Source organism: Nonomuraea sp. NPDC003727 (genome assembly GCF_053586935.1).
Genome location: NZ_JBSFNE010000017.1, coordinates 96,646 through 111,634, shown reverse-complemented (window position 1 = coordinate 111,634; position 14,989 = coordinate 96,646). Strand labels below are relative to the sequence as shown.

Here is a 14,989-nt window from a genome sequence, read left to right as displayed (position 1 = left end):
CGCCCGGCCGGCACCACGTTCCCGGCCGGGGACAGCTAGCCGAGCTCCTCCCACAGCTCGTCCGGCACCGGACGGTCGGCGAGGGCGGCGTTCCTGCGCACCTCGTCCGCGGTCCTGGCGCCCAGCACGATCGAGGCCACCGCCGGATGCCGCAGCGGAAAGGCGATGGCCGCCTGCGGCAGCGTGACCCCGTGCCGGGCGCAGATCCCGGCGATCTTCGAGGCCCGGTCCACCAGCTCGGCGGACGCGGGCGCGTAGTTGAACGTGGCGCCCGGCTCGTCGGTGGCGAGCAGGCCGCTGTTGAAGACGCCGGCCGCGATCACCTGGACGCCGCGGGCGGCGCACTCCTCCAGCAGCGGCAGGCCCGTACGGTCGAGCAGCGTGTAGCGCCCCGCGAGCATGACCACGTCGATGTCGGTCTCCTGGACGAAGCGCAGCGGGAGCTCCCACTGGTTCGTCCCGACGCCGATCGCCTTCACCAGACCCTCGTCGCGCATCGCGGCCAGCTCGGGGTAGGCCTCCTCGAGCGCCTGCTCGGCGTGGTCGTCCGGGTCGTGGATGAGGGCCAGGTCGACGGCGGGCAGGCCGAGCCGTACCAGGGACTCCTCGATCGACCGGCGGACGCCGGCCGCGGAGAAGTCCCACTGCCTGCGCAGGCCGGTCGTGACGGCGAAGCCGTCGGGGTCGGGGGCGGGCTCGGCGGGCACCAGCAGCCGGCCGACCTTGGTGGACAGGACGTAGCCCGAGCGCCCGGCCAGCGCCGCGCCGAGACGGCGCTCGGACAGGCCGAGGCCGTAATGCGGCGCGGTGTCGAACAGGCGCGTCCCGGTGTCCCAGGCGGCGTCGACGGCCGCGCGCGCGTCGTCGTCGCTGACCTCGGTGTAGAGGTTGCCGATCGGCGCGCCGCCGAACCCGAGCCTGGACAGGACCGGCCGCGCCGGCTTCACCGCATCTCCCAGACCAGCTTGAGTCCGCCCGCGCGCTTGTCGAAGTCGCCGTCGAGCAGGCGGTTCATCTTCGCCTGCCACGCCTGGTCGGCCGGGTGGTCCCGCAGCGCGTCCTGGAGGGCGGCGTAGTCCTCGACCTCCACGAAGTGGAACAGGTCGCGGCCGTCGCGCCAGATCCGCCAGGAGTAGACGCCGTGCTCCCGCATGGCCTCCTCCAGCTCGGCCGGGATGGCGGCGTGCTCCTTGTCGTAGATCTCCTCGCAGCCGGCCTTGAGCCGGGTCCGCAACGCCAGTCGCTGCATCAGTCCTGCGCCTTCCCTCCGGCCACCCTGCTGATCATCAACGCCACCAGGATGATCACGCCGTAGACGAGCTGCTTCCACTCACCCGGGACGCCTCGCAGCGTGAGGATGTTCTCCACCAGGCCGATCACCAGGACACCGGTGAGCGCACCGAAGATCGTGCCCTTGCCGCCGTCCATGCTGACGCCGCCGATGACCGCGGCGGCGAAGACCATGAAGATCCACCCCACGCCCTGGTTGGCGCTGATGCCGCCCAGGCGGCCGGTCTCCAGGACCCCGGCGAGCGCCGCCAGCGCCCCGCCGATGATGAACACGCTCCACAGCACCCGCTCCACCCTGATGCCCGCGGCGCGGGCGGCGTCGGCGTTGCCGCCGATGGCGTAGAGGGCCCGGCCGAGGCGGAAGTAGCCGAGCGCGACGATGCCGGCGGCGAACAGCACGCCCGCGATCCAGATGGCCGCGGGCAGCCCGAGCCAGGAGGCGCTGCCCAGGTAGAGCAGCGAGTCGGGCAGCTCGAACAGGCTCTTGCCGCCGGTCAGCCCCAGGTGCAGGCCGTGCACGACGATCAGCATGGCCAGCGTCACGACGAACGCCGACAGCTGGAACTTCAGGATCAGGAAGCCGTTGAACGCGCCGATCGCCGCGCCGATGAGCAGGCAGATGGGGATCGCCAGCAACCCCATGGCGCCGGAGGCGGCGGGGATCATCAGCACGGTGATCGCGGGCGCCATGCCGACCGTCGACTCCAGCGACAGGTCGAACTTGCCCGCGATCAGGATCAGCGCCTCGGCCAGCACGACCAGCGCGAGCGCCGACTGCTGCTGCAGGACGTTGATGAGGTTGCCCGGACTGAGGAACACCGGATCCACGAACGCGCCCACGACCAGCAAGAGCACGATCACCGGCACCAGCGTCAGGTCGCGGAACCTCGCCAGCTTGAGGCGCGGTGCGGGTGCGGTCATGGTTGTCACTGTTCGATACCTTCCATCACGGCCACGAGCTCGTGGTCACTCCACCCACGTGGCACGTCCTTCACGACCCTGCCGTGGAACATCACCAGCACCCTGTCGCAGACGCGCAGGTCGTCCAGCTCGTCGGAGACCAGCACGGCTCCGGCTCCCCGGTCCACGGCGTCCTCGACCGCGCCGAGCAGCGACTGCTTGGCCTTCACGTCGACGCCCGCCGTCGGGTTGATCACCACGACCGCCCGGGGGTCGTCGGCCAGCGCCCTGGCGAGCACCACCTTCTGCGCGTTGCCGCCCGACAGGTCGCCGACCGGCTGGTCGGGCCCCTCGGTCTTGATGTCGAGATCCTCGATCATCCGTACGGCACGCGCCCGCCTGGCCGCGGGCGAGACGAAGCCGAACCTGCCCAGCTTGTGGGCGATGGGGAGGGTGGCGTTCTCCCCGATCGACAGCAGCGGGACGAAACCCTCGTGGTGCCGGTCCTGGGGGACGAACCCGAGACCCGCCCTGAGCGCGGACGGCACGTCCTTGATCGGGGTGCCGTTGACGTTCACCACGCCCGAGTCGGCCCTGCGCAGCCCCACCAGCGTCTCGGCCAGACCGATCTTGCCGCTGCTGCCCGAGCCGGCGAGGCCGACGATCTCGCCCGAGCGGACCTCCAGGTCGACGTCGCTGTAGCGGCCGTTGAGCGACAGGTTCCGCGCCGCGATCACCACGTCCGTGCCGGGCGTGCGGGAGCGGTACTCGTAGGCGCCGGTGGCCTCGCCGGTCATGGCCGCGACCAGCTCGTCGTGCGGCAGGTCGGCGACCGCGCTGGTCAGGACGTGCCTGGCGTCGCGGAAGACCGAGACGCTCTGGCAGATCTCGTACACCTCGTCCAGGTGATGCGAGATGAACATCATGGTGACGCCCTGCTCGCGCAGCGAGCGCATGCGCTCGAAGAGCCGCTCGATGGCGGGCCCGTCGAGCTGGGCGGTCGGCTCGTCGAGGATGATGAACGTCGCGCCGAACGACAGCGCGCGGGCGATCTCCACGAGCTGGCGCCGCTCGACGCCGAGGTCGCCGGCGAGCATGTCGGCGTCGACGTCGACCTGGTAGGTGTCCAGCACCTCGCGGGCGCGGGCGCGCAGGTCCTTCCACCTGATCATCCCGCCGGTGGTCTGCCGGTTGAGGAAGAGGTTCTCGGCGACCGTCAGCTCGGGGATGATCGTCGACTTCTGGTAGACGCAGGCGACCCGCCGCCGCCAGGCGTCCCTGTCGGCGAGAGCGGGCGCCGCCTGCCCGGAGAACAGCACCTCGCCCTCGTCTGGGCGCTGGAGCCCGGTCAGGATCGACACCAGCGTGGACTTGCCCGCGCCGTTCCTGCCGACAAGGGCGTGGGTCTCGCCCTCTGCGATGGAGATGCCGGCTCCGTTCAGCGCGACGGTCGGGCCGAAGCGCTTCACGATGTTCCGGGCTTCAACGTGAATGTTCATTACTTGACCTGGTTGCCCCAGAGGTTCGGGTCGTCGACATTCTCCTTGGTCACGAGCGGAGCGGGAAGCTGGTCCTCGAGACCGTTGGGCAGCTGGATGATGGTCGAGTCGTGGTCGGTCGGGCCGGGCTTGAACGTCTTGCCCTCGGCGGCGGCCTTGGCGTAGAACAGCGCGTACTTCGCGTAGAGGTCGGCGGGCTGGGAGACCGTGGCGTCGATCTCGCCCTTGCGGATCGCCTCGAACTCCTGCGGGATGCCGTCGTTCGACACCACGAAGACGTGCTTGGGGTCCTCGGGGGCGACCAGCAGGTTCTTGGCCTTCAGCACCTGCAGCGTGGGCGCCAGGTGGACGCCTCCGGCGTGCATGTAGATGCCCTTGACGTCCGGGTTCTGCTCCAGGCGGGTCTGCAGCATGGAGGCGGCCTTGCCGCCGTCCCACTCGGTGGGCTCCTCGAAGACGGTGATCCCGGGGAACTTGGTCTTCATGCACTCGCGGAACGCCTCGGCGCGGTCACGGCCGTTGACCGACGACAGCGCGCCCATCAGCTCGACGACCTTGCCCTTGCCGCCCAGCTTCTCGCCGAGGAACTCGCAGGCCTTGGTGCCGTAGGCGCGGTTGTCGGCGCGGACGACCATGAAGACCTTGCCCTTGTCGGGACGGGTGTCCACGGTCACGACCGGGATGTTCTTGTTCTCCAGCTGCTGGAGCGTGGAGGCGATGGCGCCGGTGTCCTGCGGGGCCATGACCATGACCTTGGCGCCCTGGCTGACCAGCGCCTGGGTGTTGGCGACCAGCTTGGCCACGTCGTTCTGGGAGTTGGTCGGGTTCATCAGGTCGACCTTGAGCTCGGCCGCCATCTTCGGGACGTACTTGATGTAGGAGTTCCAGAAGTCGGAGTCGGCTCGCGGGTGGTCGATACCGATCTTTCCGCCGGTGCCGCCGCCCTGGGCGGCGCTCGGGCTGGCGCCGCTCCCGGTGGAGCTGCCGCACGCGGTGATGAGAGCCAGGAGGGCCGCGCTCGCGACCACGGGGCCGAACTTCATGATGTCGCCTCTTCTTGGGGGGTGTGTTGCTCGTTGCTCGGGCGTAGGCGGAGGCCCTGCATGCCGCCGTCCACGGCGAGCGAGGTGCCGGTGGTCGCGCCCGCTTCCGGGCCGGCCAGGTAGGCGATGGCCGCGGCCACCTCCCGCGCGGAGACCAGGCGGCCCATCGGCTGGCGGGCGTTGAGCGCGGCCCGCTCGGCCTCCGGGTCGACGGCGGCGTCCAGCAGCCTGCCGACCCACGGGGTGTCGGCGGTGCCGGGGTTGACGCAGTTGACCCGGATGCCCTCCCGCACGTGGTCGGCGGCCATCGCCAGCGTCAGCGACAGCACGGCGCCCTTGGTCGCGCTGTAGAGCGCCCGGTTGGGCAGCCCCGCGGTGGCCGCGATGGAGCAGGTGTTCACGATCGAGGCGTGGCCCGACCGCCTCAGGTACGGCAGCGCCGCCCGCGACACCCGTACGATGCCGAGCACGTTGACGTCGAACACCCGCTGCCACTCGGCGTCCGGGTTGTCCTCGATCGTGCCCTGAGCGCCGATGCCCGCGTTGTTCACCAGGACGTCGAGCCCGCCCATCCGCTCGGCGGCCTCCGCGACAGCCGTACGGACCTGGTCGTCGTCGGTGATGTCGGCCTTGACGGCGATGAACGGATCACCCGGCGGGTTGAGGTCCAGGCAGGCCACCTGCCAGCCGCGGGCGGCGAACGCCTCGGCGGTGGCGAGCCCGATGCCGGATCCGCCGCCCGTCACGAGAGCTCTGATGTCTGTCACTGGTTCCTCCAGACCTCACCGTCGGGAAAGGAGTGGGCGGCGATGGACGCGCGGCGCATCTCGGAGCTGAAGCCGGGGCGGCGCGGCGCGGCGTAACGGCCGTGCTCGATCACGACCGGGTCCTCGAAGTGCTCGTGCAGGTGGTCGACGTACTCGATGACCCGTCCCTCCATCGTCCCGGTGACCGCCACGTAGTCGAACATGGACAGGTGCTGGACCAGCTCGCACAGCCCGACGCCGCCCGCGTGCGGGCAGACGGGCACGCCGAACCTGGCGGCCAGCAGCAGGATCGCGATGTTCTCGTTGACGCCGCCGACCCTGGCGGAGTCGAGCTGGAGGTAGGACATCGAACCCGCCTGCAGCATCTGCTTGAAGATCATGCGGTTCTGGACGTGCTCGCCGGTGGCCACCCTGATCGGGGCGACGGCCCTGGCGATGGTGGCGTGGCCGAGCACGTCGTCGGGGCTGGTGGGCTCCTCCACCCAGTGGGGGGCGAACTCGGCCAGCGCGTTGACCCAGCGGATGGCCGCGCCCACGTCCCACCGCTGGTTGGCGTCGATCGCGATGGGGAAGTCGGGGCCGCAGACCTCGCGGGCGACCTTGAAGCGGCGGATGTCGTCGTCGAGGTCGGCGCCGACCTTCAGCTTGATCTGCCGGAAGCCGTCGTCCAGGGCCTCCTTGCACAGGCGGCGCAGCTTGTCGTCGTCGTAGCCGAGCCAGCCGGGGGAGGTCGTGTAGGCGGGGTAGCCGTGCTCCTGGAGGTAGGCGATCCGCTCGGCCTTGCCGACGGCGCCCCTGCGCAGGATCGCCAGCGCCTCGTCGCGGGTCAGCGCGTCGCTCAGGTAGCGGAAGTCGACCAGGTCGACGATCTGCTCAGGGGTCATCTCGCCGAGCAGCAGCCACAGCGGCTTGCCCTCGCGTTTGGCCTTGAGGTCCCACAGGGCGTTGACCACGGCGGAGACCGCCATGTGCATGACGCCCTTCTCCGGGCCGAGCCAGCGCAGCTGGGAGTCCCAGACCATCGTCTTGTACAGGCCGCCGAGGTCCTCGGCGTCCCTGCCGATCACGTACGGCTCCAGCGCCCTGATGGCCGCGGTCTGCACGTCGTTGCCGCGGCCGATGGTGAACGCGAAGCCGTGCCCCTCGAAGCCGTCGTCGGTCTTCAGCACCACGTAGGCGGCCGAGTAGTCGGGGTCGGGGTTCATCGCGTCGGAGCCGTCGAGCTCCCGCGAGGTCGGGAAGCGGATGTCGTGGGTCTCCATGCCCACGATCCGGTAGTCACTCATGCCTGGCCCACCGTCTGGCGCTGCCGTCCGAGCCCGTCGATCTCCAGCTCGACGACGTCGCCCGCCCTGAGGTACGGCTGGCCGGGCAGGCCGAGCGCGACCCCGGCGGGCGTGCCGGTGTTGATGACGTCACCGGGCTCCAGCACCATGAACGCGCTCAGGTAGCGGACGATCTCGGCCACGTCGAAGATCATGTTCTTGCTGTTGCCGTTCTGGCGCAGCTCGCCGTTCACCCACAGCCGCATGCCGAGGTCCTGCGGGTCGCCCACCTCGTCGGCGGTGACCAGCCAGGGGCCGAGCGGGTTGAAGGTCTCGCACGACTTGCCCTTGTCCCACTGGCCGCCGCGCTCCAGCTGGAACTCGCGCTCGGAGACGTCGTTGGAGATCGCGTAACCGGCGATCGCGGCCAGCGCGTCCTCACGCGACTCCAGGTAGCGGCAGGTCAGCCCGATGACGACGGCGAGCTCGACCTCCCAGTCGGTCTTCACGCTGCCGCGGGGCACCAGGATCCCGTCGTCGGGGCCGACCACGGTGTTGGGCGCCTTCATGAACACCACGGGCTCGGCAGGCGGGGTGGCCCCGGTCTCGGCCGCGTGGTCGCTGTAGTTGAGGCCGATGCACACGATCTTGCCCGGCCTGGCGATCGGGGGGCCGACCCGCAGGCCCTCGGCGTCGATCACCGGCAGGTCGCCGCGCTCCAGCGCGGCCCGGACGCGCGCCACTCCCCCTGAGGCGAGGAAAGCCCCGTCGATTTCGGGCTCTCCGATGTCGTACAGGCTTCCACCCGCGTCCATCACCGCGGGCCGCTCCTGGCCGACCGGTCCAACTCGCAGCAGCTTCACACCGCATCCTTCAGCTATACATCGGATGTCTCGCCCTCAGATGCTCGAGGGTGGCCGCATGACTGTCAAGCCCTCCATCGCAGATACATCCGATCCGTGACCTGGATCTATGGAGATCTGTCCCTGTATGTGAACGAAAAATCCAACTAAACATCGGATCGAAGCTCTTGTTACCCCCACCTTTCAAGTGTTAACAACGTGGCGCACATCCACCAGTCACCGGAGGAATCCGTGGCCCCTCGGCTTGCGTTAGTCATGCTGTCCGCCCTCATGATCGGAGTGTCGCCCGTGACCTCTCCGGCGAGCGCGGCCACCGCCCTCGACCCGCCCGACGACCTCACGCTCTGGTACGACAAGCCCGCCACCAGCTGGGAGACGCAGTCCCTGCCCATCGGCAACGGCGCGCTCGGCGCGACCGTGTTCGGCGGGGTGGCGACCGAGCAACTGCAGTTCAACGAGAAGACGCTGTGGACCGGCGGCCCCGGATCCAGGAGCGGCTACACCCACGGCAACTGGACCAGCCCCCGACCGGGCGCGATCGCCGAGGTACAGGCCCAGATCGACCGCGACGGCAAGATGTCGCCTGACGACGTGGCCAGGAAACTCGGCCAGCCCAAGAGCGGCTTCGGCGCCTACCAGACCTTCGGCGACCTCTGGCTGGACACCGGGCACACCGCCGCCACCGGCTACCGCAGGGAACTGAGCCTGCGCGAAGCCGTCGCGAAGGTCGGCTACACCTCGGGCGGCGTCACCTACACCCGCGAGTACTTCGCCAGCCACCCGGGCAACGTGATCGTCGGCAGGCTGAGCGCCTCCGAGGCGGGCAAGGTCTCCTTCACGCTGCGCACCTCGTCACCGCGCGACGACAAGACCGTGAGCGTCAAGGACGGCCGCCTCACCGTCCGCGGCGCCCTTGCCGACAACGGCATGCGGTTCGAGTCGCAGGTCCAGGTCGTCACCAGCGGCGGCAGCCGTACCGACGGGGCCGACCGGATCACGGTGACCGGCGCCGACAGCGCGATGTTCGTGCTGTCGGCCGGCACCGACTACGCCGGCACGTATCCCGCCTACCGCGGCGAGGACCCGCACGCCAAGGTCACCGCCGCCGTCGACCAGGCGGCGGCCCGCGGCTACGACGCGCTCAGGAGCGCGCACCTGGACGACTACCGCGGCCTGTTCGACAGGGTACGGCTCGACCTCGGGCAGCAGGCCCCGCGCATCCCGACCGACCAGCTGCTCAGGGCCTACACCGGCGGCGGATCCACCGACGACAGGGCGCTGGAGGCGATGTTCTTCGCCTACGGCCGCTACCTGCTCATCGCCTCCTCCAGGGAGGGCTCGCTGCCGGCGAACCTGCAGGGCGTGTGGAACAACTCCACCAGCCCGCCGTGGTCGGCCGACTACCACGTCAACATCAACCTGCAGATGAACTACTGGCTGGCCGAGCAGACCAACCTCGCCGAGACCACCAGGCCCTACGACGACTTCGTCAAGGCCATGGTCGCCCCCGGCCGGCGCACCGCCAGTGAGATGTTCGGCTCGCGGGGCTGGGTCGTCCACAACGAGACCAACCCGTTCGGCTACACCGGGGTCCACGACTGGGCGACCGCCTTCTGGTTCCCCGAGGCGGCCGCGTGGACCACCCAGCAGCTGTTCGACCACTACCGCTTCGGCGGCGACACCGCCTACCTGCGCTCGGTCTACCCGGCGATGCGCGAGGCCGCGCTGTTCTGGGTGGACAACCTCCACACCGACCCGCGCGACGGCAAGCTCGTCGTCTCCCCCAGCTACTCCCCCGAGCAGGGCGACTTCTCCGCCGGCGCGTCGATGTCCCAGCAGATCGTCCACGACCTGTTCACCAACGTGCTGGAGGCCGCCGCCGTCCTCGGCGAGGACGAGCCGGAGGTACGGCAGGCGCTGGCCAAGCTCGACCCCGGCCTGCGCGTCGGCGGCTGGGGACAGCTCCAGGAGTGGAAGACCGACTGGGACGACCCCAGCAACACCCACCGGCACGTCTCCCACCTGTTCGCCCTGCACCCCGGACGGCAGATCACCGCGGGCACCCCGATGGCCGAGGCGGCCAAGGTCTCGCTGACCGCGCGCGGCGACGGCGGCACCGGCTGGTCGAAGGCCTGGAAGATCAACTTCTGGGCGCGGCTGCTCGACGGCGACCACGCGTTCAAGATGCTCGGCGAGCAGCTGCGCGGCAGCACCCTGGACAACCTCTGGGACACGCACCCGCCGTTCCAGATCGACGGCAACTTCGGTGCCACCTCGGGCATGGCCGAGATGCTGCTCCAGTCGCAGTCCGGTGTGGTCCACGTGCTGCCCGCGCTGCCGTCCGCCTGGGCCACGGGCTCGGTCAAGGGGCTGCGCGCCCGCGGCAACGTGACCGTCGACGCCGCGTGGGACCGCGGCACCGCCACCGAGATCACCCTGCGCGCCGGATCCGCAGGACCGCTGAAGGTGCGCAACAAGGTGATCGCCGGCCGGTACCGCCTCGTCGACGCCGGCGGGAAGAAGGTCCCGCACACCCGCGACGGCGACACGATCACCTTCACCGCCAGGGCGGGGCAGACCTACACGATCGCCGGACAGGTCGCGGTCGCGGTCAAGGCGCCCGCCGCGACGGGACCGCAGGCGAGCTTCCCGGTCGAGGTCACCGTGTCGGCCACCGGCGGGCGTGCCGTACCGGGAGGCGCGGTGACGCTGGCACTGCCGAAGGGCTGGACCGCCACCCCGTCGTCCGCCGAACTGCCGGGCGTGCCCGGCGGCGGCAGCAGGACGGCGACGTTCACCGTCACCTCGGGACCCGCCGACGGCTCACGCACGGCGCGCGTCGTCGCGACCGCCCGAGGAGACGCGTGGTCCGGCACCGGCGGCGCCGTGCTCGCCGTCGCCCCCTGCGCGGTGCCGTCCCCCGACAAGCCCCTCGTGGCATGGGACCCCAGCTCGGGCTCGACCGTCACCGACACCTCGGGCAACGGCAGGAACGCCACCGTGACCGGCAACGCCGCCTACGACGGCGGCGGAGGGCTGGTGCTCGACGGGTCCACCTACCTGACGACCGCGCCGACGACGCTCGGCTTCCTGCCCGAGGCGTCGTTCGCGGCCCGCGTCAAGACGGCCGGGTCGGGATACCGGCGGCTGTTCGACTTCCAGCCCTCCGGCGACCCCGGCACCGACGGCGTCCTGATGGACCTGACGCCCGCCGGCAAGGTCCGCTTCATCGGAGCGGGCCTGAACGTGACCACCGACGCGACGGTGCCCGCGAACAAGTACGTCGACCTGGTCATCACCATGGGCCGGAACGGCACGATCACCGTGTACGTCGACGGCGCCCGTGCGGGCGGGGCCAAGGTACCCGCCGACGGGATCACCGGGTGCGCCACCCGGCCGCTGCGCTTCGCCGCCGACCAGGGCGGCGGACAGCGGCTCAGCGGGGCCGTCGACCGGATGGCGGTCTTCGCGCGGACGTTGAGCGCGAGCGAGGTGCCGGACTGGCAGCGGCTCGCGTTCTGACACCTGGAACGGCACGCGGCCCTCTTCGGAGGGCCGCGTGTTCCCCTGAGACCCGCCGGCGGTCGGCCTGCGACGTCAGGGTTCGCGGCGGGACCTGTCATGGCGGCGGGCGGCCACCCAGAGGGCGACCAGACCGGCCAGCCCAGCGCCCGCGGCGCCGAGAAGCAGGCCCACCAGGAACCCCTCCCCCGCGCCCGACGCCGACGGCAGCAACGCCAGCGCCCCGGCCAGCGCCACCACCATGACCACGATCAGCGCGTAGAACCGCCTGCTGAAGAAGACGCCCTTCGCCGGAGCGCTCGGCGGCGAGTCGATCGCCGCGTCAGGACCTAGGCTGGCGGCCTTCGGACGCTTGAAGTACTCGTAGAACACCCACGTGCCGCACGGCTCCCAGCCGTCGGGGGCCAGCCGCTCGGCCAGCGCCTGCCTGCCCTTGCGGGTGCCGACCTCCCTGCGGTACTCCCACCGCTGGGGCTCGCGCGGATCGCGATGGCTGACGAACCAGCCGAGCGCGTCGACCTTGTCGACCTCCCAGCCCTGGTCACCGAACTCGTTCAGCCGCCGCTCGTCGACGAAGATGTCGGCGGTCCAGCGCCAGGTGTCGGCCTGGACGGCCGGCTCCGTCTCCGGCGTCACCTTGAGCTGCTCGGCGAACTCCTCCGCCGTGCCGAACTCCTCCTCCGGGTCGGCGCCGGTCTCGGCCAGGTAAGCGCTCAGATCGGCGACCGTGGCCCGCACGGTCTCCTCCGGAATCCCGCGTTCGCGCAGCCGTACGGCGAGCTCGTCGAAGTAGCGGCTCAATTGACGCCTCCCTGCTCCAGCACCGACCGCACGGACCGGTCGAACGCGAGCCACAGGCCGCCCTGCTCGGTGAGCGTCCGCCTGCCCTGCTCGGTGAGCCGGTAGTAGCGACGGCCGGGGCCCCGCTCGGTCACCCGGAACTCGGCGGCGACCAGGCCGGCCTCCTCCAGGCGGTTGAGGACGGGATAGAGGGTGCCGCCCTTGATCTGGCCCAGGCCTGATTCGGCGAGGCTCTTGGCGATCTCGTAGCCGTAGTTCTCGCCCTCGGTGAGGCTGGCGAGGACCAGGAGGTCGAGCACGCCCTTGAGCCAGCTCGCACGGCGATCAGCGGTCATGCGCCCCATCTTTCCACGGTAGTGATGCTACCTATCCCGCTCCACCACCTACACCGCCAGCCCAGCAGCCCGCCTTCCCTCCCCACCGATCCCCACCCCTCGAGACGGCCCGCCCCCGATCTCCAGTCACCCGAACGGCCGCCGCCTCACCGCCCGCCGGCCATCTCACCGCCCGCCGGCCCCAACTCGCTTCACGCAGGCCCCGCCTCATCGCACGCAAGCCCCACTTCGCCGCACGCAGGCCCCACCTCGCCGCCCAGCGATCTCCAGCCATTGGAACGGCCCACCTCGCCGCCCGTTGATCTTCCTGCCTGATCCGGCAAGCCCTTCGCTTCCCCGGCCACGGCGTGTGCCTCGGCGGGCCGTCCAACACCTCACCCCGAGCAGCACCGGCGGCTCGGGGTGAGGAGAGGTCGGGTGGTCCCGCCGGCGGCGGGAAGCGGTCAGGCGTGGGCGGCGGGGACGCCCGCCGTGCCGTTCTCCCTGCCCTCGGCGGTGGGGGCGAGCCGGGGCGTGATGAGGAGGGAGCGGACGTCGACCAGGATGTGCAGCACGATCGGCAGGAGCAGCGACCCGGTCGAGAAATAGAGCATCGTGAGGGAGAACCCGGCGAGCGTCACCATCACCATGCCCCTCCAGCCCTGGTAGAGGTGCCCCACGACGAAGATCGCCAGTGCCAGGCCCGCCGCGACCGGCCGGGGAAGGTCGAGGATCGACATGAAGCCCGAGATCAGCAACCCCCGGTAGACGATCTCCTCGCAGACGCCTGCGCTGATGGCCAGGCCGAGCGCGAGCCAGCGCTCGCCCGCCGTCCTGGGGATGAGCGCCTCGAACGCGGCCTGCCCCGGCATCGTGATCTTCTTGAGCCGGATCACCAGGCCGGCGGCGAGGGTCACGATCGTCAGGCCGACGATCATCCCGAGCACCGTCGAGAGGTCCTCGGTCGCGAGCAGGCCGATGCCCGCCAGGTCCAGCTCGGGGGACAGCCCGACGATCGCCAGCGCCACGAGCGCGATCGCCCACAGCTCGCCGATCCAGATGAGGGACATCCGCGTGTACCGGCTCCGGTTCTCGCGCAGGGCGGCGTAGGAGCGGCGGCCGAGCAGGGGGCTGACGACGGCCAGGTGGATCACCAGGAGCGCGAACAGGACGACAGGCATGGGGGGCGACCTCCGACCATCGAGGAAGTTTCCGTAACGACTTAGACCGTAAAACAAGCTAGTTAGGAATGCAACCTAGCTAGAAAAGCAGTACTCCTTGACGGGCGTACAGGACCGTAATACAACACATACGAGACCAAGCGCTTGATCAAGTGAGGAGCGCCGCATGATCGAGCTCTACGACCCCGCCGTCTACGAGCGCGGCGTGCCGTACCGGGATCTGGCATGGCTGCGGGAGCACTCCCCCGTGCACTGGCACCCCGACCCGCAAAGCCCCGGATTCTGGGCGGTCACCAGGCACGCCGACGTGGTGCACGTCTCCCGGCACCCCGAACTGTTCTCCTCCTACGAGGGCCTGGCGATGAGCGGGGAGTACCCGGAGCCCGACAAGGAACTGCAACGGCTGCTGATGCTCAACCAGGACCCGCCCGAGCACTCCAAACGGCGTTCGCTGGTCAACAAGGGATTCACCCCCCGCATGATCGGCAGGCTCGAACAGCACATCAGGGAGGTCTGCGACGACCTCCTCGACCGGTGCTCGGGCGAGGGCGACTTCGTCACCCAGGTCGCCGCGCCGCTCCCACTGCAGGTGATCTGCGAACTGCTCGGCGCGCCCGTCGAGGACAGGGACCTGCTGTTCGACCTGTCGAACCGGCTGATCGGGTGGGACGACCCCGAGTTCCAGACCACCTACGAGGACGGGCAGGCCGCGGGGAGCGAGCTGATGGCGTACGGCAACGCGCTGGCGGCCGAGCGCACCCACGACCCCCGCGACGACCTGATCACCAAAATGATCACTCCGGACGCCGACGGGGCGGTGCTGTCACCCGACGACGTCGGGATGTTCACGATCCTGCTGGCCGTGGCGGGCAACGAGACCACACGCAACGCGGCCTCGCTCGGGATGAAGGCGTTCTTCGACCACCCGGAGCAGTGGCGGCGGCTGCTGGCGCATCCCGAACTGCTTCCCACCGCGGTCGAGGAGATCGTCCGGTGGGCCACGCCGGTCATGCAGTTCCGCCGGACCGCGATGGCCGACACCAGCATCGGCGGCCAACCGGTCAGCCGCGGCGACAAGATCGTGGTCTACTACAGCGCCGCCAACCGGGACCCCTCGGTGTTCGCGCGTCCCGAGGTGTTCGACATCGGCAGGGACCCGAACCCGCACCTCGGCTTCGGCGGCGGAGGGCCGCACTTCTGCCTCGGCGCGCACCTGGCCAGGATGGAGCTGCGCGTGCTGTTCGAGACCATCGCCCGCCGCCTGCCCGACATCGCCCTGGCGGGCGAGGTCCGCCGGCTGCGCTCCAACTTCATCAACGGCATCAAGGAGATGCGCGTGGACTTCGGCACCCGGCACCTGTGAGGACGACGACATATGGCGGCCCGGCACCCGCCGTACAGGCGGGCCGACAAACCCTCGACACGCACGGTCCCGCACCCGCCATACAGCGGGCCGACAAACCCTCGACACGCACGGTCCCGCACCCGCCATACAGCGGGCCGACAAACCCTCGACACGCACGGTCCCGCACCCGCCATACAGC

Annotated in this window: 13 protein-coding genes; 2 read left to right on the top strand and 11 right to left on the bottom strand. The window is 70.4% G+C overall.

The genetic code is table 11. The features are described 5' to 3' along the window. Positions 1 to 35: 35 nt before the first annotated feature. The 8 genes from ACWDLG_RS35270 to ACWDLG_RS35235 are packed head-to-tail and all read right to left on the bottom strand — an operon-like array spanning position 36 to position 7,627. Positions 36 to 947 carry an aldo/keto reductase gene (locus tag ACWDLG_RS35270; protein ID WP_449928468.1) on the bottom strand — a complete coding sequence of 304 codons (912 nt, stop codon included), beginning with the start codon at positions 945 to 947 and terminating at the stop codon, positions 36 to 38. Next, entirely contained in the window at positions 944 to 1,249 is a 306-nt protein-coding gene (locus tag ACWDLG_RS35265; RefSeq protein ID WP_449928467.1) for an L-rhamnose mutarotase, read from the bottom strand. Before ACWDLG_RS35265 ends, ACWDLG_RS35270 begins: the two co-directional genes overlap by 4 nt. Then, positions 1,249 to 2,211, bottom strand: coding sequence for an ABC transporter permease (locus ACWDLG_RS35260; protein ID WP_354909949.1), 963 nt, complete (start codon positions 2,209 to 2,211; stop codon positions 1,249 to 1,251). The genes ACWDLG_RS35265 and ACWDLG_RS35260 overlap by 1 nt, the downstream gene beginning before the upstream one ends. 5 nt (positions 2,212 to 2,216) lie before the next feature. Continuing rightward, positions 2,217 to 3,689 (bottom strand): sugar ABC transporter ATP-binding protein, encoded by a 1,473-nt coding sequence (locus tag ACWDLG_RS35255; protein WP_449928466.1) that lies wholly within the window; start codon positions 3,687 to 3,689, stop codon positions 2,217 to 2,219. Then, entirely contained in the window at positions 3,689 to 4,732 is a 1,044-nt protein-coding gene (locus ACWDLG_RS35250; protein WP_354909954.1) for a sugar ABC transporter substrate-binding protein, read from the bottom strand. The genes ACWDLG_RS35255 and ACWDLG_RS35250 overlap by 1 nt, the downstream gene beginning before the upstream one ends. Then, the gene (locus tag ACWDLG_RS35245; RefSeq protein ID WP_449928465.1) at positions 4,729 to 5,499 is read right to left on the bottom strand and encodes an SDR family NAD(P)-dependent oxidoreductase; all 771 of its coding nucleotides are present in this window, start codon (positions 5,497 to 5,499) and stop codon (positions 4,729 to 4,731) included. The genes ACWDLG_RS35250 and ACWDLG_RS35245 overlap by 4 nt, the downstream gene beginning before the upstream one ends. After that, a complete protein-coding gene (locus ACWDLG_RS35240; protein WP_449928464.1) occupies positions 5,496 to 6,785 on the bottom strand; it encodes an L-fuconate dehydratase in 1,290 nt (429 codons plus the stop codon). The genes ACWDLG_RS35245 and ACWDLG_RS35240 overlap by 4 nt, the downstream gene beginning before the upstream one ends. Further along, entirely contained in the window at positions 6,782 to 7,627 is an 846-nt protein-coding gene (locus tag ACWDLG_RS35235) for a fumarylacetoacetate hydrolase family protein (protein ID WP_449928463.1), read from the bottom strand. Before ACWDLG_RS35235 ends, ACWDLG_RS35240 begins: the two co-directional genes overlap by 4 nt. 270 nt (positions 7,628 to 7,897) lie before the next feature. Between ACWDLG_RS35235 and ACWDLG_RS35230 the strand changes: the two genes are divergently transcribed. Continuing rightward, the gene (locus ACWDLG_RS35230; protein ID WP_449928461.1) at positions 7,898 to 11,149 is read left to right on the top strand and encodes a glycosyl hydrolase family 95 catalytic domain-containing protein; all 3,252 of its coding nucleotides are present in this window, start codon (positions 7,898 to 7,900) and stop codon (positions 11,147 to 11,149) included. A 75-nt stretch (positions 11,150 to 11,224) separates the two neighbouring features. On the opposite strand, the gene ACWDLG_RS35225 is transcribed toward ACWDLG_RS35230, so the two are convergent. The 3 genes from ACWDLG_RS35225 to ACWDLG_RS35215 form a co-directional block, all read right to left on the bottom strand. Continuing rightward, on the bottom strand, positions 11,225 to 11,950 hold the full coding sequence (locus ACWDLG_RS35225; RefSeq protein WP_449928459.1) for a hypothetical protein: 726 nt from the start codon (positions 11,948 to 11,950) through the stop codon (positions 11,225 to 11,227). Continuing rightward, entirely contained in the window at positions 11,947 to 12,285 is a 339-nt protein-coding gene (locus ACWDLG_RS35220; RefSeq protein ID WP_354909969.1) for a PadR family transcriptional regulator, read from the bottom strand. The genes ACWDLG_RS35225 and ACWDLG_RS35220 overlap by 4 nt, the downstream gene beginning before the upstream one ends. Before the next feature lie 443 nt (positions 12,286 to 12,728). After that, a complete protein-coding gene (locus tag ACWDLG_RS35215; protein ID WP_449928457.1) occupies positions 12,729 to 13,445 on the bottom strand; it encodes a CPBP family intramembrane glutamic endopeptidase in 717 nt (238 codons plus the stop codon). A 166-nt stretch (positions 13,446 to 13,611) separates the two neighbouring features. Between ACWDLG_RS35215 and ACWDLG_RS35210 the strand changes: the two genes are divergently transcribed. Further along, a complete protein-coding gene (locus ACWDLG_RS35210; protein WP_449928454.1) occupies positions 13,612 to 14,808 on the top strand; it encodes a cytochrome P450 in 1,197 nt (398 codons plus the stop codon). Positions 14,809 to 14,989: the final 181 nt, after the last annotated feature.

Coding starts and splice junctions, on each gene's coding strand:
- ACWDLG_RS35265 (WP_449928467.1), bottom strand. CDS start 1,249: ATGCAGCGACTGGCGTTGCGGACCCGGCTCAAGGCCGGCTGCGAGGAG.
- ACWDLG_RS35260 (WP_354909949.1), bottom strand. CDS start 2,211: ATGACCGCACCCGCACCGCGCCTCAAGCTGGCGAGGTTCCGCGACCTG.
- ACWDLG_RS35255 (WP_449928466.1), bottom strand. CDS start 3,689: ATGAACATTCACGTTGAAGCCCGGAACATCGTGAAGCGCTTCGGCCCG.
- ACWDLG_RS35250 (WP_354909954.1), bottom strand. CDS start 4,732: ATGAAGTTCGGCCCCGTGGTCGCGAGCGCGGCCCTCCTGGCTCTCATC.
- ACWDLG_RS35240 (WP_449928464.1), bottom strand. CDS start 6,785: ATGAGTGACTACCGGATCGTGGGCATGGAGACCCACGACATCCGCTTC.
- ACWDLG_RS35230 (WP_449928461.1), top strand. CDS start 7,898: ATGATCGGAGTGTCGCCCGTGACCTCTCCGGCGAGCGCGGCCACCGCC.
- ACWDLG_RS35220 (WP_354909969.1), bottom strand. CDS start 12,285: ATGACCGCTGATCGCCGTGCGAGCTGGCTCAAGGGCGTGCTCGACCTC.
- ACWDLG_RS35215 (WP_449928457.1), bottom strand. CDS start 13,445: ATGCCTGTCGTCCTGTTCGCGCTCCTGGTGATCCACCTGGCCGTCGTC.
- ACWDLG_RS35210 (WP_449928454.1), top strand. CDS start 13,612: ATGATCGAGCTCTACGACCCCGCCGTCTACGAGCGCGGCGTGCCGTAC.